Annotated in this window: 18 protein-coding genes; 5 read left to right on the top strand and 13 right to left on the bottom strand. The window is 53.5% G+C overall.

What is annotated here, in order from left to right; genetic code table 11:
* Positions 1 to 131 precede the first annotated feature (131 nt).
* The 5 genes from AC5S16_RS05920 to AC5S16_RS05900 all read left to right on the top strand — a co-directional run bounded on the left by AC5S16_RS05920 (position 132) and on the right by AC5S16_RS05900 (position 6,337).
* Positions 132 to 1,289: a Gfo/Idh/MocA family protein gene (locus tag AC5S16_RS05920; RefSeq protein ID WP_493929106.1), complete on the top strand. Its 1,158-nt coding sequence runs from the start codon at positions 132 to 134 to the stop codon at positions 1,287 to 1,289.
* Between the two features lie 145 nt (positions 1,290 to 1,434).
* Positions 1,435 to 2,769: a multicopper oxidase family protein gene (locus tag AC5S16_RS05915; RefSeq protein ID WP_493929105.1), complete on the top strand. Its 1,335-nt coding sequence runs from the start codon at positions 1,435 to 1,437 to the stop codon at positions 2,767 to 2,769.
* Positions 2,770 to 2,802: 33 nt separating this feature from the next.
* Positions 2,803 to 3,840 (top strand): c-type cytochrome, encoded by a 1,038-nt coding sequence (locus tag AC5S16_RS05910; RefSeq protein ID WP_493929104.1) that lies wholly within the window; start codon positions 2,803 to 2,805, stop codon positions 3,838 to 3,840.
* Positions 3,841 to 3,862: 22 nt separating this feature from the next.
* Complete coding sequence (locus AC5S16_RS05905; protein WP_493929103.1) at positions 3,863 to 5,449, top strand: acido-empty-quinoprotein group A; 1,587 nt, start codon at positions 3,863 to 3,865, stop codon at positions 5,447 to 5,449.
* Between the two features lie 39 nt (positions 5,450 to 5,488).
* On the top strand, positions 5,489 to 6,337 hold the full coding sequence (locus AC5S16_RS05900; protein ID WP_493929102.1) for an FG-GAP repeat domain-containing protein: 849 nt from the start codon (positions 5,489 to 5,491) through the stop codon (positions 6,335 to 6,337).
* Between the two features lie 40 nt (positions 6,338 to 6,377).
* On the opposite strand, the gene AC5S16_RS05895 is transcribed toward AC5S16_RS05900, so the two are convergent.
* The 13 genes from AC5S16_RS05895 to AC5S16_RS05835 all read right to left on the bottom strand — a co-directional run bounded on the left by AC5S16_RS05895 (position 6,378) and on the right by AC5S16_RS05835 (position 21,120).
* On the bottom strand, positions 6,378 to 6,704 hold the full coding sequence (locus AC5S16_RS05895; RefSeq protein ID WP_493929101.1) for a c-type cytochrome: 327 nt from the start codon (positions 6,702 to 6,704) through the stop codon (positions 6,378 to 6,380).
* Entirely contained in the window at positions 6,701 to 8,914 is a 2,214-nt protein-coding gene (locus AC5S16_RS05890) for a xanthine dehydrogenase family protein molybdopterin-binding subunit (RefSeq protein WP_493929100.1), read from the bottom strand. Before AC5S16_RS05890 ends, AC5S16_RS05895 begins: the two co-directional genes overlap by 4 nt.
* Positions 8,911 to 9,375, bottom strand: a complete 465-nt coding sequence (locus AC5S16_RS05885; protein ID WP_493929099.1) for a (2Fe-2S)-binding protein — start codon at positions 9,373 to 9,375, stop codon at positions 8,911 to 8,913. Before AC5S16_RS05885 ends, AC5S16_RS05890 begins: the two co-directional genes overlap by 4 nt.
* A gap of 97 nt (positions 9,376 to 9,472) precedes the next feature.
* Positions 9,473 to 12,238, bottom strand: a complete 2,766-nt coding sequence (locus AC5S16_RS05880) for a TonB-dependent receptor (RefSeq protein WP_493929098.1) — start codon at positions 12,236 to 12,238, stop codon at positions 9,473 to 9,475.
* A gap of 106 nt (positions 12,239 to 12,344) precedes the next feature.
* Entirely contained in the window at positions 12,345 to 13,115 is a 771-nt protein-coding gene (locus AC5S16_RS05875; RefSeq protein ID WP_493929097.1) for a LytR/AlgR family response regulator transcription factor, read from the bottom strand.
* Complete coding sequence (locus AC5S16_RS05870) at positions 13,112 to 14,296, bottom strand: sensor histidine kinase (RefSeq protein ID WP_493929096.1); 1,185 nt, start codon at positions 14,294 to 14,296, stop codon at positions 13,112 to 13,114. Before AC5S16_RS05870 ends, AC5S16_RS05875 begins: the two co-directional genes overlap by 4 nt.
* A 12-nt stretch (positions 14,297 to 14,308) precedes the next feature.
* Positions 14,309 to 15,202: a tetratricopeptide repeat protein gene (locus tag AC5S16_RS05865; RefSeq protein WP_493929095.1), complete on the bottom strand. Its 894-nt coding sequence runs from the start codon at positions 15,200 to 15,202 to the stop codon at positions 14,309 to 14,311.
* 308 nt (positions 15,203 to 15,510) lie between these two features.
* Positions 15,511 to 15,972 (bottom strand): ion channel, encoded by a 462-nt coding sequence (locus AC5S16_RS05860; protein ID WP_493929094.1) that lies wholly within the window; start codon positions 15,970 to 15,972, stop codon positions 15,511 to 15,513.
* Between the two features lie 21 nt (positions 15,973 to 15,993).
* Positions 15,994 to 17,382: an MlaD family protein gene (locus tag AC5S16_RS05855; RefSeq protein WP_493929093.1), complete on the bottom strand. Its 1,389-nt coding sequence runs from the start codon at positions 17,380 to 17,382 to the stop codon at positions 15,994 to 15,996.
* Between the two features lie 3 nt (positions 17,383 to 17,385).
* Positions 17,386 to 18,132: an ABC transporter ATP-binding protein gene (locus AC5S16_RS05850; RefSeq protein WP_493929092.1), complete on the bottom strand. Its 747-nt coding sequence runs from the start codon at positions 18,130 to 18,132 to the stop codon at positions 17,386 to 17,388.
* Positions 18,129 to 18,890: an MlaE family ABC transporter permease gene (locus tag AC5S16_RS05845; protein WP_493929091.1), complete on the bottom strand. Its 762-nt coding sequence runs from the start codon at positions 18,888 to 18,890 to the stop codon at positions 18,129 to 18,131. The genes AC5S16_RS05850 and AC5S16_RS05845 overlap by 4 nt, the downstream gene beginning before the upstream one ends.
* A 264-nt stretch (positions 18,891 to 19,154) precedes the next feature.
* Complete coding sequence (locus tag AC5S16_RS05840) at positions 19,155 to 20,591, bottom strand: DHA2 family efflux MFS transporter permease subunit (RefSeq protein WP_493929090.1); 1,437 nt, start codon at positions 20,589 to 20,591, stop codon at positions 19,155 to 19,157.
* On the bottom strand, positions 20,551 to 21,120 hold the full coding sequence (locus tag AC5S16_RS05835; RefSeq protein WP_493929089.1) for an isochorismatase family protein: 570 nt from the start codon (positions 21,118 to 21,120) through the stop codon (positions 20,551 to 20,553). The genes AC5S16_RS05840 and AC5S16_RS05835 overlap by 41 nt, the downstream gene beginning before the upstream one ends.
* Between the last annotated feature and the right edge of the window lie 3 nt (positions 21,121 to 21,123).

Below are 21,123 nucleotides of genomic sequence, written 5' to 3'. Positions count from 1 at the left end.
GAATTCTTCATTGCGATGCTGGGCTAACTGCTGCTGGCCACGTTTCCCAGAGCCTCGGTTCCGGGAAATGCAGCGAAGCCTGATATTGTCATTTGAGAACTTGTTCACAACCGAAGGAGCAGTACAGCAGTATGAAGAAGATTGGGATGGGCCTCGTCGGTCCTGGATTTGTTGCCGCGCACCATATAGACGCCGTCCGACGGCTGGGTGATGTAGATGTTGTCGCGATCGCAGGTTCGTCACAACAATCCGCGGAGAAAAAGGCATTTGAGTATCGCGTAGATCGCGCTTATGGGGACTACAAGGCTCTGATTGCTGATCCCGATATTCAAGTCATCCATAACACGACGCCCAACCATCTGCATCTTCCGGTCACAATGGCAGCACTTCAGGCAGGCAAGCATGTTATTTCTGACAAGCCGCTCGCTCTGAATGCGGAAGAAGGCCGCAAACTGCGCGATGCCGCAGCCTCTGCCGGCGTGGCCAATGTCGTGACGTTCAATTACCGCGGAAATCCACTTGTGCAGCAGGCCCGCGGAATGGTTGCACGAGGCGAAGCCGGAGCGCTGAGCTTTGTCCATGGTTATTACCTGCAGGACTGGATGACAGATCCCAATGTCTATTCATGGCGCTCCGATCCTGCAAAGGGCGGCACCACTTCAGCGCTTGGGGATATCGGCTCGCACTGGTGTGATCTTGCGGAGCATGTTTCCGGATTGAAGATTGTTTCAGTGCTGGCTGACCTGGCCACTGTTGTCCCTGTCCGGTATTCTTCCGGCTCATCGGCTGAGGCATTTTCTGCTAAGGGAGGCGGCGAGCGCCAGCCTGTAGAGGTGCACGCAGAAGATCTGGCCAGCGTGCTCCTCCGTTTTGAGAATGGCGTGAGGGGATGCTTCTCAGTTGGCCAGGTTCTCCCCGGCCATAAGAATGACCTCGAGCTGGAAATCAACGGCAGAGCCCTCTCGCTGAAATGGAGACAGGAAGAGCAGAACGCACTGTGGATCGGCAAGCATGACCAGCCAAACGCTGTCATGGCCAAAGACCCATCGCTGGTATCACGAGATGTCCTTCCCTATGTCCATCTCCCCGGCGGACATCAGGAATCATGGGCAGATGCCTTCCATAACCTGATTCATGACGCCTATTTGTGGATACGGGAGGGTGGGCGCCCCGAAGCAAAGCCGGCGACGCTGCCAACCTTCGAAGATGGCTATCGTTCCACCTGCATTGTGGAGGCAATGCTCAAGAGTCACGTTGCAGGCGGACGATGGGAGAATGTACAGCAATAGCCTGCAGCACCATATTTAGAGAAGCGATGTGCGAGAAAGTCTGAGAATGTGATGAAATGGAAGCGATTCCAAAAACTCATCCATGAACCGCAGAAATTTTCTTTCATCGGCAGGAATTTTATTCGCAGGAAGTTCGCTGCATGCATTGGCGCCTCGTTTACTTGCAGACAGCAAACCATCGGCCAAGGCTGATTACAGCCTCCGCATTGAACCATGCACGCTTGATATCGGGCCGGGCGTTTCCATCAAGACCATTGCCTACAATGGCCAGGTGCCCGGCCCGCTGCTGCGCCTTCGCGAAGGCGTGCCTGTATCAATTGATGTGACCAATGCGGCGGCGAATGAAGATATCGTCCATTGGCACGGGCTGGCCATTGATTCACTCAATGACGGGGCCATGGAAGAAGGCTCGCCGATGATTGCGGCAGGCGCAACGCATCGGTATTCATTTACTCCCAGGCCTTCGGGCACTCGCTGGTATCACACACATGCTTCTGCGAATGACAATCTTTCGCTCAGCACTTACACAGGACAATTTGGTTTCCTGCTGATTGAAGGCCGCGAGCAGCCGGCTCATTACGATCAGGAAATCAACCTCGCGATTCATCATTGGGAGCCATCGTTTGTACCGATGGTGGAGACGATGCGCGAGCGGTCTTCGAATACGCCGCTCACTACCGGCTCCGATGTGGGCTACAAATATGCCACTATCAATGCCCACATGCTTGGAGCGGGCGAGCCCATCCGTGTGAAGCAGGGCCAGCGCGTTCTTATGCGCCTGCTCAATGCCAGCGCAACGGAGAACGTCGTCCTTGCGCTTCCGGGGCATACCTTCAAAATCATTGCCATGGATGGCAATCCGGTTCCTAATCCTAAATCGGTAGAAGTTCTTTCTCTAGCTGTTGCCGAGCGCGTCGATGCCATTGTGGAGATGAATTCGCCGGGTGTATGGATTCTGGGCTCGACGCTTGAAAAGTCCCGCCAGATGGGACTCGGCATCGTCGTCGAATATGCCGGGAAGAAGGGCGCTCCGGTCTGGAAAGATCCTGCGCCAGCGGAGTGGGACTACACGCAATTTGCCAACACGACAGCTGCGCCAAACGCGGACGAAACATTCACGCTTACCTTTCGCGATATCGGGTCTGTACATGGATCGCAGTTTGATACCTGGACGATCAATAACAAGTCCTGGCCCAATATCGATCCGCTTACCGTTCATCAGGGTAAACATTACCGCCTGGTCTTCCGCAACGGCAGCGGCGATCAACATCCGATCCACCTGCATCGGCATACATTTGAAGTCACCCGCATTGGTGACAAGCAAATCAGCGGCCTTAAAAAAGACGTCATCAACATCATGCCGCTGGACACCGTCGAAGTGGATTTCATCGCCGACAATCCAGGCGACACACTGTGGCACTGCCACCAGCAGTTGCACATGGATTATGGCTTCATGCAGCTGATTAAATATGCGGGATAACTTCCATCTATGTTGAAAATAGTTATTGGGACCATGAAGAGATTTCACGCCGTACCCTTGCTTGCTGCCGTTCTGGGACTGATTCCGCTGTCTACCAGCCGTGCTTTGTCTCAAACAACTCCAGTTGGACAAGTGCCCGCTAACAATTCAGTTGGCTCGCAATCTTATGCCAAGCATTGTGCTATCTGCCATGGAGAGCAACGCGAAGGAAATCTTCCTGGATTTCCGCCGCTGCTTGATGTGACTCGTCAATTGAAGGAGCCACAGATCGAAAGCCTTATCCACACTGGGAAAGGCCGCATGCCGGGATTTCCGAAGCTGCCGCAGGAAGAGATGACAGCATTATTACGCTTCCTTGCTACTGACAATCTTGCTGCGAGCCCTTCCGGCGGTTCGAGCAATATTGCTGAGGCAGGACGCCACCTCTTCCAACGCAACTGCGCCTTCTGCCATGGACGCGATGCGGCAGGCGGCGAAACCGGTCCCGACCTTACCCGGTCCAAGCTGGTTAAAGCTGATGTCAATGGCAACAAGATAACTGAGGTCGTTCGCAATGGCCGTCCGGAAAAGAAGATGCCATCCTTTAACTTCTCGAACGAAGAGGTTCATAGTCTCGTTGTCTTCATACATCATCAGGCAAGCTCTTCCCGCCCCGGTGGGCGTCGTGGCGTCGATGTGGCCGATCTCCAGACAGGGAATGTCGAAGCAGGAAAGCAATATTTCAACGGAACAGGCGGCTGCGCCAAATGCCACTCGCCGACGGGCGATCTTGCCGGAGTTGCATCGCGTTTTGAGGGGCTGCAACTGGAAGAGCAGATGCTCTATCCCCGCGATCCCAAGAGCCATGTAACTGTCACACTGCCATCGGGCGAGAAGCTCATCGGATTGCTTGCTTATCGTGATGAATTCACTGTCGGGCTACGCGACAGCAACGGAGTCTACCATTCATGGCCAGTCAGTCGCATCCGCTATACAGTAGATTCTCCCGTCGATGCCCACGCTGAGTTATTCGGCAAATACACCGACGACGACATTCATAATCTGATGGCATATCTGCAAACTCTGCGCTGAGACAATGAGGTCACATACGCTCATGAAGTTTTGGAAACACGCACTGGTATTGACGGCAATTGCACTTTTGCCGGGACTTTCTCACCTTCTGATCGCGCAGAGCCTTGACCCTGCTGCCATGGTTCATCCTTCGACGGACAGCTGGCCTACCTATCATGGAGACTACTCGGGCAGACGGCACAGTCGCCTCACGCAGATAACTCCGCAAAACGTCAACTATCTCACCCTTGCATGGGCCTTTCAGACCAACCAGAACGCTGCGATCAAATCCACGCCGCTGCTTGTCGATGGCATTCTTTATTTCACGGTGCCGGACAACATCTGGGCGGTTGATGCGCGTTCCGGGCACATGCTCTGGCATTACAACAAGCCGACTGACACGGGAGATCACATCGGCCAGCGCGGCGTTGCCATGTACAAGGGCTGGCTTTATTTCCTTACTCCGGATTGCCACCTCATTTCACTGAATGCCAAGGACGGCAGCGTGCGCTGGGATGTCGTTGTGGCCGATGTAAGCAAAGGCTACTGGACAACGATGTCGCCTCTCGTCGTTCGCGATCATGTCATTATTGGCGTTTCTGGAGATATGGATAATCTTCCCGGCTATCTTCGTTCCGTTGATCCTGAAACCGGCGCGACACAGTGGCAATGGGATGCCACGCCTCCTGCAGGAACTCCCAACAGCACGACTGGAGGCATGACATGGATTACCGGGACCTATGACCCTGAGCTGAATCTTATTTATTGGGGAACCGGCAATCCCACGCCTGTGCTCAGCGGGAAAACACGTCCGGGAGATAATCTCTACACCTGCAGCATCGTCGCTCTGAATCCTGATACAGGAAAACTTAGCTGGGGCTTTTCTGTTTCGCCCCACGATACGCATGACTGGGATGCAGTCGAGACGCCAGTCCTGGTAGACGGCAACTTTCACGGCCAGCCGCGCAAGATGCTGATGCAGGCTTCGCGCAATGGCTACTTCTTTGTCATTGACCGCACAAACGGCAAGAGTCTCCTCACCACCCCTTATGGTCCTGTGAACTGGGCGCTTGGCGTCGACAAGGACGGCCATCCGATTCCGAATCCCGCAAAAGAACCTGCGCCTGATGGACGACTGATTGCTCCGGATGAAGGCGGCCTCACCAACTTCCGCTCTCCAAGCTTCGACCCTAAAACCGGACTTTTTATTGTGGACGCTCACCCCAGCTACAGCATCTACTTTGCCAAGCCGGCCGATGGATATTACGGATGGGCAGGCGCGGACTACGGCTTATGGGGCAAAGGGGTGATCGAGGCCATTGATTACCAGACGGGGAAACTGCGCTGGACTCACGAAGTAGGACAGGGAGGTTCAGGCGCCGGCGTGTTGACCACCGACTCGGGTGTGACCTTTACCGGCGATGCTCACGGCAATGCTCTGGCTCTTGATACAAGCAACGGCAAAACCTTATGGCATGCCGGCCTGGGCGCGGCTATGTCCAGCTCGCCCAGCACCTACGAACTGGATGGCCGGCAATATCTGATAACCAGCAGTGGCGGCGTTCTGTTCGCATGGACACTTCCAGAACATCTCTCATCAGGCGGAGCCCATGCGCCGGCTGGCAGATAGCATTGTTGCTGACACACGAGTAGTCTTTCTACAGAGGGCATGATGATTCGCACCACCCACAGGTTCGGTACTGTTGCGGCTATACTTGCGGGGACCTTTGTAGTTGCATCGTTCGCATCAGCCCAGGAGTGGAAGGCAGGCCAGGCTTCTTTGCCTGCAGTCACACTGGGCAGCAGCGCATCATCCGAATCATCCAAAGATGATCCGGATGACGATTCATCGCTGATCGTAACAAGCGACTTTAATCATGACGGAATTGCCGATATAGCAACAGTTACTTCGCATAAGGATAGCTCTTCTGAGCCGGGCTATTTAACAGTATTGCTGGGGCAGACAAGCGGAGCTTTCAGGGAAATAATGTCGAAGCCTGTGCCGGGTCGAACTCCCCGTGCAATCACTACCGGTGATTTCAATAAAGACGGCATCCCAGACCTGATTGTCGGAGGCGAAGACGGGACGCTGACGTTGTTTCTGGGGGATGGGATTGGCAACTTCAGCTCCAGCCAGGAAATAACGCACCTCGATTCGGTTGCGTCGATCGCTGTTGCAGACTTCAACAAGGATGGCATTGAGGACATCGCCATTTCGGACTGGCGGGCAAGTGTCATAACAGTTCTTCTTGGGACGGGCAACGGATCATTTGGTCACATGTGGTCCTTTCCTTTGCGCACGCGGGCGACTGTTCCTCATATCGCTGCCGCGGACTTTAACGGCGACGGCATTCCCGATCTTGCAGTGATATACAGCGAAGATGAAGCGGACACATTCGACGTGATGCTGGGAAATGGCACCGGCACCTTCACCCTGTCTCCTGACATGGGCTTTGCCAGAAACCCGAATTCCCACTGCAGTACTTCCGGGGCCTCATCGCCGACACAGTCTCAGTGATTTCGAGATCATGTTGTGCGGGAAGCCGCTGACCACAGGATCAAAGAGTTTTCAGATAAGCGATCAGAGAGTCCACCTGCGATTCGCCGAGGTTGCTGAAGCCCGGCATCTTTCCTTTTCCATTTCGGATGATGGTGCGCACTTCTGTATCTGTGTGCCCTGGAGTGTGGGTTGTGTAATAGCCCTTCAGTCCAGGCGCTGTGGAAGTGCTGGAGCCGTGTATCGCATGGCATGACGCGCAGGACTGCGCAAAGATCCTCTGTCCAGTCTTCAAAGACTGGGGCGACACTTTTGTAGAAGAGTTGGCGAAGGCCATCGCTGCAATGCTTGCCGCGCCAAGGACTATTCCCGTCAGAATGCGCTTCATGCGGTGATCTCATTTACCTGGAAAGGCAGCTTGCGAATGCGTTTTCCTGTGGCGGTAAAGACTGCATTCGCCACACTCGGGCCCGGGAGAGGCACCGCGGCTTCTCCGAGTCCGTGAGGTTCTTCATGGCTGTCAAAAAACCAGGTTTCGAGCACAGGCGTTTCGGGCATCCGCAGCGGATCGTACTGATTGAAATTCTGTTGCTCGACGGCGCCATTGCGGATCGTGATGGCTTCCTTCATGAAAGCGCCCAGACTGAAGAGTATTCCTCCTTCGATCTGCGACCTCGCTCCATTTGGATTCACGACCTGCCCACAATCAATTGCTGTAAGAATACGGTTCACGTGAATTCCGCCTTCGTCTACGGTCACCTCAGCAACCTGTGCCGTAAAAGCATAGCCGGGCCAGCATGCCATGCCTCGTCCCTGATGCTTCTTCAGTGGCCTGCTCCATTCAGCTTTCTCCGCGACAAGGTCCAGCATGGCCAGCAAACGCTTTTTGTCCGATTGCTTCTTACCGGTGGCATGTTGGATTGCATCCGACAGTAAACGCCTGCGGAATTTGTATGGATCTTCTTCTGCTGCATGGGCAAGCTCATCGATGAAGCATTCGACGGCGAAGCCATTGAAAGAGTTCTCAACCGAACGCCACCAAGCGCGTGGTACTGCGCTTTGTACGGACGAATAGCCGACGCGCATGTTCTGCACTGGATAAACAATCTCGGTTGTGCCTCCGATTTCCGCGGCTTCCGGTTTTACTTTGGCGGGATCGTCCCAGTAAGCGCGTATGGAAGTATCGGCAATATGGTGCGACCATGCGACGATGTTGCCGCTTCCATCCAAAGCTCCACGTAACCGGTGCATGCCGGCAGGACGATAGAAGTCATGCGTCATGTCATCTTCCCGTGTCCATACAAGCTGGACAGGAGAAGAAACATGCTTTGCAATCTGCGCGGCCTCTGTCTGGAAGTCAGCAATATAGCGCCGTCCAAATCCTCCGCCCATGAGAGTGGTATGTACGGTTACGCTTGTCTCAGGCAGATCAAGCTCTTTCGCGATGGCGCTTCTGCTCCAACCTGCATCTTGTGACGGGCACCAGGCTTCGCATTTTTTCCCTTGAAGGTGGAGAGTCACATTCATGGGCTCCATTGTGGAGTGGGCCAGGAAGGGAAATTCATAAATGCTTTCGAGGCGTTTATCTGCCGGTATCTGGTCCGGGTCTGCCGCTCCAGCGTTTTGCGACCAGACCGGCGGTCTATCCAGAGCGGACCGCATCTTTGCTGTCAATGCTTCGGTGGATTCATTACTGTAAGGACCATGATTCCAGTTGATCTCAAGGGCCTTGCGGCCTTGTATTGCGGCCCACGTAGTCCTGGCAACAACAACAATGCCGCCTGCCGTATGGACCTGAAATCCTCGCGGAGGAATTTCAAATACCTGAAGCACTCCCGGAGTGGCGAGAGCTTTACTCGCATTGAATCCGGCAGGCGTACCGCCAAAGACAGGACAGCGAGCGATCACGGCATAGACCATTCCCGACAAACGAACATCCAGACCGAACCGGGCAGTTCCATTCACTTTGGAAGGAATATCAAGATGAGGTATCGCACGCCCGATCAAAGTGAAGTCTTTCGGATCCTTCAGCGTTACAGTTTTAGGATCCGGAAGAGGCAAGCGCCTCGCATCACTTACAAGTTCGCCATATGTCAGTGAGCGACCTGACGATTGATGCAGCACCATGCTTTTTTTTGCAATGCATTCCTCACGGGGGACATGCCAGCGCCGTGTGGCTGCCACCAGCATTGCTTCGCGTACGACGGCTCCTGCCTGGCGAAGCGGCATATAGTTACTTATCACGCTTCCGCTGCCGCCCGTGCCCTGCGAATGATCTGACTGGGCAACGGTGATACGCTCCCAATCCAGTTCTGCCTCTTCGGCCAACAACATAGGGAGAGATGTGTAAACACCCTGTCCCATCTCAGATTGAGCAAGGATCAACTCTGCTTTGTTGTCGGGATAGATATGAATCCATGCATCGAATGGATCTTCAGGAGCATGAGAGCCTGACCCGATGTGAAGCGGCCTATGGAGACGAAGGCCAATCACCAGGGCTCCGCCTGCTGCAGCAGCTCCCGAAGTCACCAGAAACGCACGACGGCTTATCCTGCGATTTTGAGAGCGAGTTTCTGTAGGCGATGGCAGCGGGTTCACGGTTGCATCTCCGCAGAAGCACGATGAATGGCTTTGCGGATGCGGAAGTAGGTCCCGCAGCGGCAGAGATTTCCAGCCATCGCGTCATCTATGTCTGCATCCGTTGGTTTTGGATTCGTGGCGAGCAAAGCGGCTGCGGACATGATTTGTCCCGGCTGGCAATATCCGCATTGTGGCGCCTGTTCTGTGAGCCATGCTCTCTGGACCGGATGCAGGCCGCTTTCTCCAAGACCCTCAATGGTGGTGATCTTCTTTCCGGTTGCTTCCGATACCGTGGTCTGGCAGGAGCGAGCGGCAACGCCGTCCAGATGCACGGTGCAAGCGCCGCACATGCCGATGCCGCAGCCATATTTTGTCCCGGTAAGATTGAGCAGATCGCGCAAGACCCATAGCAATGGCATGTCGGCGTCGGCATCTACCTTTTGCCTGCTGCCATTTATCTCGAGTACAAACTCGGCCATGCCAAAAAGCTTTATCCCTGCTTGCGGCAAGCGCAACTTCTTTGCAGGAAAGCCTGCCTGTCATGCAGGGAATGCTGCAGCCAGTGCAGCAGCGTTTTCAGAAGGCAAAGCGAACACCAAGCTCTATGCGCCGGGCAGCTTCGGACGCAATGGGCTGCCCAGTGGCCGATGAAGAAAGAACTGTATTCACCGCTGTAACGTTGGTGTGGTTCAGCAGATTGACACTGCGTGCGTTGAAGGTGAGCGTGCGCGGATGATCTGTGTTTTTGGGCACAAGGCTGAAGGTGCGGCTCAGGTTTGTATACATGTGCAGGACGGCCGGCATCGTCCCCAGATTTCGGGGAATATCGCCATTGACTGCATTGGTGGTCATGGTTCCGAAGCGCGTGTCATATACGCCTGAGCCGGAAGCAGAATTCGAAGCATAAGATGGCCGATCATTAAAAATGCCATCGCCATTCGCGTCTGTTCCGGTGGTGATGTTGTAAGGCGCTCCTGTATGCAGATAGAACTGCGTTGATAGATCGATCTTGTACGGGAAATGAATATCATTTTCTGCCAGGGCGCCGCTGGTTTGCTGATCGGGCCGTGAGGCTTCTCCTTTGTTGCTGTAGCTGGATTGGGGCGAAACGGTTCCGTTCCATGAGCTATCAGAGCTGAAATTCACATACCAATAACCAACATTGAGACGAAACCGTTTGCCGCGGTAATCAAGGCCTTCACCCTCGGCAAATCCTCCCAGGTGGCTTGAGTTCTCATACTGCATGATGTTCATGTTCGGCGCGAGCGGGCGCGGAGCAAGCAGGGCGGCGCTCGGATCAGGCGCAGCGCCGACGCTGCTGTTCACCATTGGGGCATTCACGTTTCGCACCCTGAGGTTCCCCCACTCGCTTCCATAGGCAAACCATACCGACGGGTGCAGGTTGTGTCCCACATCGCCCTCAAGGCCACCCTCAAACCAGCCGGACGGAGCCTGATCAAAGCCATGCGGAAACTGCCACTTTGTTCCTACCTGAATCGATCCTGCAGCCGGCGTCAACGGGTGGTTGTAATCGGGTGAGTAGACCAGCGTCGACTGCTGTCGCACGCCATCGAGGCGGTAAACCTGCGCAGCATAATTCTGGCCAAGGGGCGTATTGAACAGGCCGGCCCGGAAGTGAGCCACCCATTTCGATTTGCTGTCCAGCGACCATGCAATGCCTATACGGGGCAGAATATTTGCAATGCTGCCTGGCGTGGTCTGGAACTGATAGCGCAGCCCGGTGGTTACCGTAAGACGAGGACTAAATTTGATGGTGTCCGCTGCAAACAAAGCGAGCCGCCATTGAGCGAAAGAAAGCAGTGGTGTGCCTGTAGTGATTTGATATGTGGTCGGACTTCCTCCCGGAAGACCCAGCAGTGCTCTGCGATATTGTTCAATCGCTGGAATAGTCGTAGTTTCCCCAGTCGCGTTATTGTTCGCGTCCAGGACTGGCGCACTGCTCTCGCCAAAGACATAAGCTCCGTTGAAAGTGTCGGGGTCATTATTATGAATGAAAATGCCAAGCGACTGTGCGCCGAATTTCAACGAGTGCTTGCCATGCGTTGCCATTATGTCGTCATCGATTTCAAGATCGCGCTCACGCTCATTCAGGTTCTGGCTTGTCGCGCCGCCACCGATAAAATATCCGGCTACCTGCAAGGCGGGAGCAGTCGATAGCGGTGTTTGCTCCGTGCGCTTCCATGAATAACCGATACGAGTCTCGTGCAGCAGGTTCTCATTTAATGTCAGCATGTTAGTGAATCGAAGATCGTATTCGCTGACCAGGCTTGAATAGCCTCCCTCCGGGAGCGTGAATCCGCCAATGCCCTGGTTGTCTCCGTTATTTACGTTGGCTGAGAAAGAAAGCGTCGCCACGTCTTTCGGGGTTACCTGCCAGTCTCCACGCGCAGATGCTATCCAGAGGCGCTGTGGCGCTTCCACCGTTTGATGCAAAGGCGTCTGATTATAATTTGCATCCAATGTCACCGCATTCACCACATTGAACTCATCGATGTCGCGTTTTTCCAATGCGAGAGCAAAGCCACTCTTCTTCTGAACGAGTGGCCCGCTGAATTCGAACCCGTAACGCCGTTTACCGGCTGGAGTTGCTGTTACCGAGAATGGGTTCGTCGCGTTAAAGCTTCCATCGCTATCAGTGAGAAAGAGAGCACCGTGGAATGAATCCGATCCCGGCTTGGTAAATATCTCAATGCGTCCGCCTTGCCCATTGCCTTGCTCGTATTCAGGGGAATACTGATCCGGATTTACGCGTATGGATGCAATTGAGCTTTTCGGCGGCAAAACTCCGGGATTCTGGAAACCATCGATCGTAATCGTGCTTAAATCCGGAATACCGCCGCCGCTGGAAGCCATCAATTGCAGCTGTTGTGCCAGATCATCCGGATCGTCAGGAAGCTGTTGTATGTCGCTTGTGCTCAGGGTTCGCGCGCCTGCGCCGCGATCGGCATCCACAGAAGAAGAATTTGCATTTACTTCTACATTTGTTTCTACTCGCTCGACTGCAAGCTCAAGGTGGAGGTGCGCAACACCCCCGGCCTGCGTTGTTATCTTTGCCGTGGCCGAAGAAAATCCTTCGGCCTGCGCCGTAACCGTATCTGTTCCTGAAGGAATACATCCCAGTGTGAATTGCCCGGATGCATCGGCTGTGGCTGTCTCGCCATTGGCTGCCTTGACCTTGACTCCGGGAATTACTGCCCCGGTAGGGTCGGTAACGACGCCATCTACGCGGATGCCGTTTGCACAAGGCTGCTGCGCAAACGCTAACGTTGATATCAGCAACCCTGCCAGTGCAACACAGCTGAAATGATTCCTCACAGTCATCGAGACACTCCCGCCCTCAACACAAACTTCTCTGAGTCAGTGGAAGCAATCCAGTTGTTTGCAGGGAAAGAGTTGTCCAGTGCAGGGAAGGGGATAACAGTGGTTCTTATTTCTGGCTAACGCTTAGCAGATTCTGCCAGCCGGTCTTGCTCATCTTTAATCGTTGGCCATTGACGAGCGTCACCGATCCTTCGCTTCGTCCTTCTCGAAGAATCTCGCGCACCTGGTCTATGTTGACGATAATTGAGCGGTGAATGCGCACGAACTTCTGCGGGTCCAGCGTATTTGCCAACTGTTTGATTGGTTCGCGCAGCATGTGGCTCTTCGTGCCGACATGCAGGCACGAATAGTAATCAGCCGCCTCGATCCACTCGATTTCATCTACGTTGATAAAGGAGTCTTTGGCTCCATTGTGGACAAGCAGCCGCTTCGGGTAGGCTGCCTTCTGGCTGCCACTTTCCAAGCCTGTCAGAACCGACTTTAACTGCTGCTGCGTTATAAGCGCAGACTTCGACTCAATCCGCTCTTTTACGCGGACAAGTGTAGCCTGCAACCTCTCCGGTTCGACCGGTTTGGTCAAATAATCGAGTGCATGTACTTCGAATGCCTTTACTGCATATTGGTTATGGGCGGTGACAAATACCGTTACAGGCATAAGCGCGGCGCCAAGCTGCTCGATGACCGCGAACCCATCTTTCCCGGGCATTTGGATATCAAGAAAGAGAACATCTATCTTCTTCTCCTTGAGAGCCGTAATAACTTCATGTCCGTTACGACATTCGCCGGTGACGTCAATGTCCTCGTCTTCAGCTAAAAGAAACCGTAAACGCTCGCGCGCCAGGGGCTCGTCATCGGCAATCAGCGTTCTCAGCTTCACAATCCCTGCGTTCTCCATGAACCCTGTGGTGCAATGAGGTTGTTCTCCGGCGCTTTGCGAACATAGCCACGCTCATAGGGGATGGTAATCGTCACTTCAAACCCTTTATCGAGAGGCTGTGCTTTCATCTCATACCCGTTCTGATAAAAGTGAGCGAGCCGTTCCTGTGTGTTCTTTAGTCCAATGCCGTGCCCCGCTTTTTGATGCCCGTTTGTTCCCGGACCGGTATCGCGCACTCGCAAATGCAGGAAAGCGCCTTCTCTTCGAGCGGTTGCCTCGATACTCCCTTCATTTTCGCAATGAGCAATGCCGTGGCGGATAGCATTCTCCACAATCGGTTGCAGCAGGAAGCATGGGACCATCCCATCGAGGGCTCCAGGGTCGATTTTCATTTCAATCTTTAGACGGTCCGCAAACCGAACCTGTTCGATTGCAAGGTAATTTTCTACGATTTCAATCTCTTGTGAGAGCGGAACTTTTTCCGGAGTGGTTCTCTTGAGCGTGCTCTTCAAAATTGCATTCAGGTGCGATAAGGTTTCCACCGCTTCCTTCTGCCTCCCCAGTTCCACCAGCGTCGTAATCGCATTCAATGTGTTGAAGAGAAAGTGCGGCTCGAGCTGCATCTGCAGTGCGCATAGCTGTGCCTCCGAAAGCTGCCGTTGCAGCTCCAGAGATTTGATCGCATCACGCTGCGCTCGAATCTGGGACTGAACAATCCCAATCACGCCGAAGAGAAATCCATAAATCAGCAACTCAAGACCGAAGCGGTTGATGTTCAGCAGGCTTGTCCATATAGCCGAGGCTGTGTGATGCGCCCTCCACCCCTCCACTGTGAAGCCCAGGCTTCCCAGCGCAAGAAGATGCGCTATTCCCAGAACACAGCCGGTCAGCAGGTGTGCTGTAATCGCTTTCGGTGTGAAGCGAAGCAGCGAAGGGATCCGCGGGCCAAGCTTCCACATCGCGCTCCCGATGCAACCCCACCATCCCCAAAGCACGGCGCCATACAGCAGTGAAGGCAGATAAAAAATGGAGTGGCACTCATCGGCAGTGATCAGCGCAAGTACGATCGAGAGCGAAAAGATTATCGCCAGGGCGTTAATCCGAATCTGCGGTCTTGAAGACTTACGCCCCATATCAGATCGAACACCTGTGTATTCGGCAGTTGTTGTCAAAGAACCCATACGCATGCTCCTCTACCGGAACGCCGCTGCGCTTATAGTACAGTCAATGCACTCGCGCTGGCGCCAGTTATTTAACTCCTGTTCGGCTTCAGCCTTCATCCGTGCGGCTTCCGCGTGTGCTCCCGTCTGGCCCAGGATCCGCGAATAAGCTATCGCCGCCGTCAGATATCTAGGGTTCTGGCGTCCAAGGAGACGGTCCAGGATTCCGAGCCCCTTTTGCATTTCTGCCAGTCCCGCCGACGTATCGCCTGCTTCCGCTCTCACTTTTCCTTCAAGGAGAAAACCCCATGCCGTGGAAGGATTATCTTCACCAAACGCCTCTCTCCACAAATCAAGTGCATGTCGATACCTTGAGGCTGCTTCAGAAAAGTCGTCATCCACCTCTGCAAGCCATCCCTGCATCGACGAAAATGCTGCCAGGTCATCATTCTTAAGTTCACTGGTTAATTTCGATTCTTTCTTTACCCGTTCGAGATATTTCCTGGCGTCATGAAGCTGCTTTTGCTTGATGGCAATTCCCGCAAGATCAATACACGTCACAGCTATGCCGGCATGGTTATTGTTTTTCTCATAGAGAGCGAGAGACTTGTTTCTTAATCTGAGTGCGGTCTCCATCTGCCCTGTATTGATATACAGCCGGCCAAAGTTTGACAGGACACTTGCGTAATCAGCGATCCTGTCCGGACGATTTTCTAGAATATGAATGGCTTGCTCAAATGCGTGCTGTGCGGAAAGAAAATCTCCCTCATCTTCATATGCAAGGCCCATAACATTCCATGCCTCGCCAGAGAGTCCTGGATCCAGTGATGCAGCGCTCAATACCGGTTCCAGGATTGATCTTGCCTCTTCATATTTCGCGTGCTGCTCAAGATCGAATGCATGAATAATTGTCTGCCTGGGATCCATCTGAGCAACGAGGGAACGACAGGCAATGAACATGAAAACGAAATGGAAGACCCGGCCGCACCTCATATCTTTCAGCCTGAGGTTACGCGCAGGACATAACCAGCGGAATGCTGCACTATTTGCAAATTTTGCAGGGAACGCTTGCGCCGGTGCAGGCAGCTAATATGGGCACATATTGCCGCCGTGCCTGAATACTTGTTCAGACTCGATGCGTGCCAAGGGCTTTGACAGGCTAGGCGCCAGGAAACTGCAAATCTTTACCGGTCTGGCCGACAGGATGCGCGATTTCCTACCTGCTCAACAATCACTCAATCTCTGAGATCTACAAATCTGGTTTGAACCAGACGAAGAATGACAGTGAAGATCATCGCGGTCGACACACCGAACATCAATGATCCATCTGCAGCTTCAAGCGCTCCCAGCAATTTCCATGAAGATGTCATGATCACATCACCGTAGCCAAGCGTCGTATAGTTCACCGCTGAGTGATAATACGCGGCGCCAAACTCCTGAAATTCGCCGCAAATCATGAATATCAACGCCCACACAGCGACTTCAATCACATGTGCCACGAACGCGAATGATATTACCAATACTACGATGGTGATATCGATGAAGTACCTCATGCCAGCGCGGCCGCGTCTTGCCTCACGGCGAAAGAAATTCACTGTCGCGCCCAAAGCTATGGCGTGAATGAAAATCGTACATAAAGTCGCGCCAGCACCCACGGCCAAAGGAGCGGCGATCGCGACTTGATGAACCTGGGTCATTTCATTGCTTCGAGGGATGCTCTAAGATTTTTCCTTTACCACGACGATACAAATGCCATCCCACGTCTGATGGTCCAGCCCGCTCGGCGGAAGATTCATCATAGAAACCGCTCCAAGGTTTCCTGGCGGCAGCTGAAAATGCATCTGCAAGTATTGCCGCACGAGAATAGCTCGGCTGCGAGAGAATGCGAGCTGATCCGCTGTATTATCACCACCCCAGTATCCTTCGATTACGATCGGGCTATTAACAATTGAATCGCCGGATTGCACGAATGTACTGTCCAGGAGTGTCTTTCCCTGGGTCGTGAGTTGTTCCCGCCCAGCCGAATCACGCTGAAAGAGTTTGTCGGCAGGGAGCCACGCGCGAAAATTGGAAGAGCGCGTAAACAGGGAATCCTTTCGGTATTTGCCCGGATCCATATGGACAAGGTTGTAATAGCCACGGTGCTTGAAGAAGCCACGGAAAAAGAAGTTATGTTTCAGCGCTTCGGTTTCATCCGCCATGTTTGCTGTAGCAGCATTTGCGCTCGAAAGAGATTCGCGGATATTGACTCCAGCCGTCACCCCCTGTTCATCCGGGCCGGAGATCTCAGCAATTGTCTGATGAATCTGCTGCGTACTTGCATCGAGATTCCATGCCGCGCTCTTCACGCTGACTAACGTGTCATCTACTTTCTGAGGAAGGTGGCGCGACTCCACATCTGATATCAATCCGTCCGCTTGCTTCGAGGCATGAGCAAGACCTGCAGAAGCCTGTTGCGCATTTATCACCGTCTGCCGAACCCCGGTTGCCACTGTCTCATCTCGAAGGAGCATTCCTGCAACTCCTCGCCCCGCTTTCAAGCCGGCGATGACGTCATCTGCATTTGATATGGTTGTCTTTACACCGTTCAGTGTCGTGTTGAGATTTCCCCCAACGCTTGTCAAAAGACCATTAGCATTTCTAACCGTGACATCGACGTCGGCGAGCACTCCCTTTCCTTGATCAAGAAGATCGGCGATCTGAGTAGGCTCTTTGCTCGGTAATGTTGCCTGGGCTGCGGCGGCCGGCGCATTTGAAGAACCAGGACGAATAAGCACAAACGTATTTCCAACTACTCCTTCAGTTCCAACAGTGACGACAGAATCTGCACGCACTAAACCACGGAGCCTTTCATTGATTCTTAATCTCACACGAAACCGCGAGGTCGGCGAGTCAGGAATTCTAATGTCGACGACTTGTCCAGCGTCCATACCAGCAACCTGGACTTTGGCTCCTTTTGCCAATCCTGCGAGGTTTGTAAATTCTGCATAGAAGTCGATGTGGCGGGCAAATACTTCATGTCGATTACCGATCAGGAAAATGCTGACGGTGAAGAGAGCGAGCCCAAGAGTGACGAAAAGCCCGACGATGAGGTTGCGATTCACCATACATTAGTGCTCCGAAATTAGCTTGCGAGCTGTCTCATGTTTACTGCGCTCCACGTCAGATGCTGTTCCGAATGCGATAAGGTCACCCTTGTCGAAAACGGCGAAGCGGTTCCCAACGCGCCTGGCACCATGGACATCGTGAGTGACAACGATAAGCGTGGTCTGATGCTGCGTCTTCTGCTGTATGAGAAGTTCATCAATCTCTGAGGCAGTGATGCGATCAAGGCCGCTGCTCGGCTCATCTGCAAGGAGAATCTTTGGCTCGAGCACCAGCGCGCGCGCAAGACCGGCGCGCTTACGCATACCTCCCGAGAGAGCCCCCGGCATCTTTGCTTTGTCTCCCGCTAAACCGACCTGGCCTAAGACGTGATCCACGATCGAGTCAATTTCGTCCTGTGATTTGTCCGTCAGCCGGTGCAGCGGTAGCGCCAAATTCTCATACAACGTCAAGGAATCGAACAATGCAGCATCCTGAAAAAGGAAGCCCATCTTTCGACGTACCTTAGAGAGATCAGTTTCTTTAAGGCAAGTGATTTCATCCTGTTCCACCCAGATTCTTCCCTGATCGGGTTTAATGAGCGAAATGAGGAGCTTGAGCGTTACACTTTTGCCCGTTCCACTCCGGCCAAGAATGCACAGGGCCTCACCAGCGGGGACTTCAAAGGAGATGTCACGAAGTACCTGTTTCGGACCGAACGCCTTCGAAACGTGATCGAATGCCACCGCCGCTATCTTTGCCGCGATACTCACAAAGCGTTCTCCGGAAAGGCAAAGAAGATACACTTGATCAAAATCACATCTGCAAGAATGATGAGCAACGAAGATACAACCACACTGTTTGTTGCAGCTTTTCCCACCCCCTGAGCTCCTTCATCGGTGGTATATCCGAAATAAGACGAAATGGTCCCAATGATGAATCCAAACACAGCTGTCTTGAATGTCGGGGGAATGAAATTTGACCATTCGAGATCTGTGAATGCCCGTGTGATGTAGAGATAAAACGAAATATGTGAAGATGCGAATTCTGATAGAAAGCCACCGAGCAGGCCAGAGAAGTCCATAAATAAGGTAAGAAGCGGAAGAACCACAACACACGCGACTACACGAGGAACAACCAGAAACTTAAAGGAGTCGATGGATAAGGACTCGATCCCATCAATCTGCTCCGTGGCTCTCATGTTAGCCAGTACCGCACCAATTCCCGAACCTACACGGCCGGCCAGAAGTAAACCAGCAACCAGAGGCCCGATCTCTACGAAAAATGCCAGCGCTTGAACAGTCGGAATCAAGGAACTGGCGCCGAAAGTAACAAGAGTGCTGCGAGTATGGAAAGTCATGACTGCCCCCAGAGCGAAGCCGGAGGAAATGACGAGCGGAAGAGATTTATGACCGGCCTCTACAATTTGCCGTGCAATTTGGCCAGCCTCAAATGGAGGGCGAAAAAAGTCGATGATCACACGAACTCCAAATCGACTGACTTTCCCGATGAATTCGATCAGCTTGATCAACCAACGGACCTCTTTCTGCCTCACTGTTCAATTTATTTCTCGAGTACGATGTCATCGGCGAGAACGGAACTATGCAGACAGTCCCTTCGACTCAAGACTATTGAACTTAAATCGGCGAAAAAAGTGAGCGACTGTTAGCTAACAGTGAGGAAGCTGAGTGCTATGAGAGCGATAACATCATTCTGGTGCCGAATTCAGCCGGCAAAGTCTGAGGTATTTTCAGCCGTGAGGCATGAGCATTCCACCGAGCTCTTCCGCAGGAGGTTATACGGCCGCACTCTCTATTGTGAGTGGAAGCCTCAGAGCCGCGGCGAACAAAAGAGCGTGCAGTCCACAAAGAAGAAGAAACGCAGCAATGAACGCATTCGAAAGAATTGCAGGCGAATGAGTCAGCTGCAATCTCCATTCAAGGAAGGTTGCGCAGAGCGTTGTCAGTGTCGGGCCGCCGAGGCGTTGCACGATGTTAAGAGATGTTGTCGCCATGGGCAGGTCCTGCCTTCTTACCGAAGCATATGCCGCTGAGATAGAAGGAATGCCGACTGCGCTCAGACCCACTCCTCGCACAAAAAGGGTGCAGGCGAGGGCAATGAACGATAACTTGTGTCCTGCGAGATAGAGAAACGGCAGCGTGCCGGTCAAAGCTATCAGCGCGCCACCGGCTGACAGCTTTCGAATTCCAAAGCGATGGGTCAACGCTCCCATCCAAGGATAGGTACAAAGCATTCCGAGTCCGAGAGGAGCCAGCAGCCAGCCGGTCGCGCTCGGCGATTGTCCACCGGCACGGATGAGATAGAACGGAATGAGCATCTGCCCGGCGAAAGAGATGCCGTTGGACATGAACTGCGTAGCTGCGGATGCAGAGAAAACCTTACCGCGAAAGAGTTGCAGATCGACAATCGCGCGATCTCCTTTACGGATTGCCATCCAGAAGAAACCTATAAGCAGGATGATGGACAGTACCAGAGTCAAAGGTGCAATGTGCTCGCCTAAATGCTCCGCGCTGTAGAGAAAGAGCACAAGCCCTGGGGATAAAAGAAGAAACCCGGGCAGATCAAGTTCCCGCGACCTGGTTTCCTCGCGATCATTGGGGAGAAAAAACGTGGCGAGCAAGATTGCCAGCAGTCCTACGGGGAGATTGATCAGGAAGAGCCAACGCCATGATGCATGCTGCAAAATGGCGCCTGCAAGGACTGGGCCAAGAATCGGACCAAGCAGGACAGGCACGGCAGCATAACCGATCACGCGCGCCAGGTGCTGCTTGCCGGCAACACGCGCGATCATCATTTGCGCCATCGGCGCCATCAGTCCTCCGCTCATGCCCTGCAGGACGCGAAACGCAATGAGCGATTGTGCTGACCAGGCCATACCACATAAAGCGGAGGAGAGCGTGAAGGCAGAGAAACACCACAGGTAGACAGCCTTGGCCCCAATACGCTCGACCAGCCATCCATTCAGAGGAAGCATGAGCGCCAGCGCCAGCAGATAGCCGCTGGTGACCCACTGGATCGAGGAGAGGCTGCTGTGCAGATCCACAGCGAGAGTGGAGAGCGATACATTGACGACGGTGGCATCGAGCTGCGAAAGAAAAGAGCCAAGCGCCGCAACAGCGACGACCTTCCAGACCGATGCCCCGAGCCGTTCAGGGATTGATGTAGTTTTCTCAGGCAAGGGAGGCAAGGACTTCGTCAGTGTTGCGGACACGGCTCATGCGGGGAAAGATGTTTGCAAATGCAAACTGGTGATGCTCTGCATTCTGGCTTGAGCAGGCATCTTCTACGACCACAAAGGCAAAGCCCAATCCAGTACCCTGGCGCGTGGTGGACTCCACACCGATATTGGTGGAGATACCGGTGAGAACAACTGTATCGATACCGCGCGATTTCAGCTCCTGTCCAAGTTCGGTGCCGGCAAAAGCGCCCCAATGACGTTTTGTGATCAGGAGGTCGCCAGGCTGAAAGCCTGCTGACGATGCAATCTCAGACAGTTCGGCAGGGAACGGCCCGTCACCCATGTTGGAGGGAGCATCGACAGGAAGCTTCATGAAATCGTTCAGGTTGACATGAACGTAGACCACAGGAGCGGAGTGAGCGCGAAATGCTTCGGCGAGCTTTCTGGAGTTTTCGACAACCTGTGCAGCCGGATGTGGCGCGGTATTCATGCCGACTATGCCATTTTGCAGGTCGATAAGGACAAGCGCGGTCTTTCGCGGATCAAGCTTTAGTTCTGCCATGTT

It is taken from the genome of Acidobacterium sp. FHG110202_01 (genome assembly GCF_059115305.1).
Note: the sequence above shows the minus strand (reverse complement) of the source record. Positions and strands in the feature narration are given on the sequence as shown.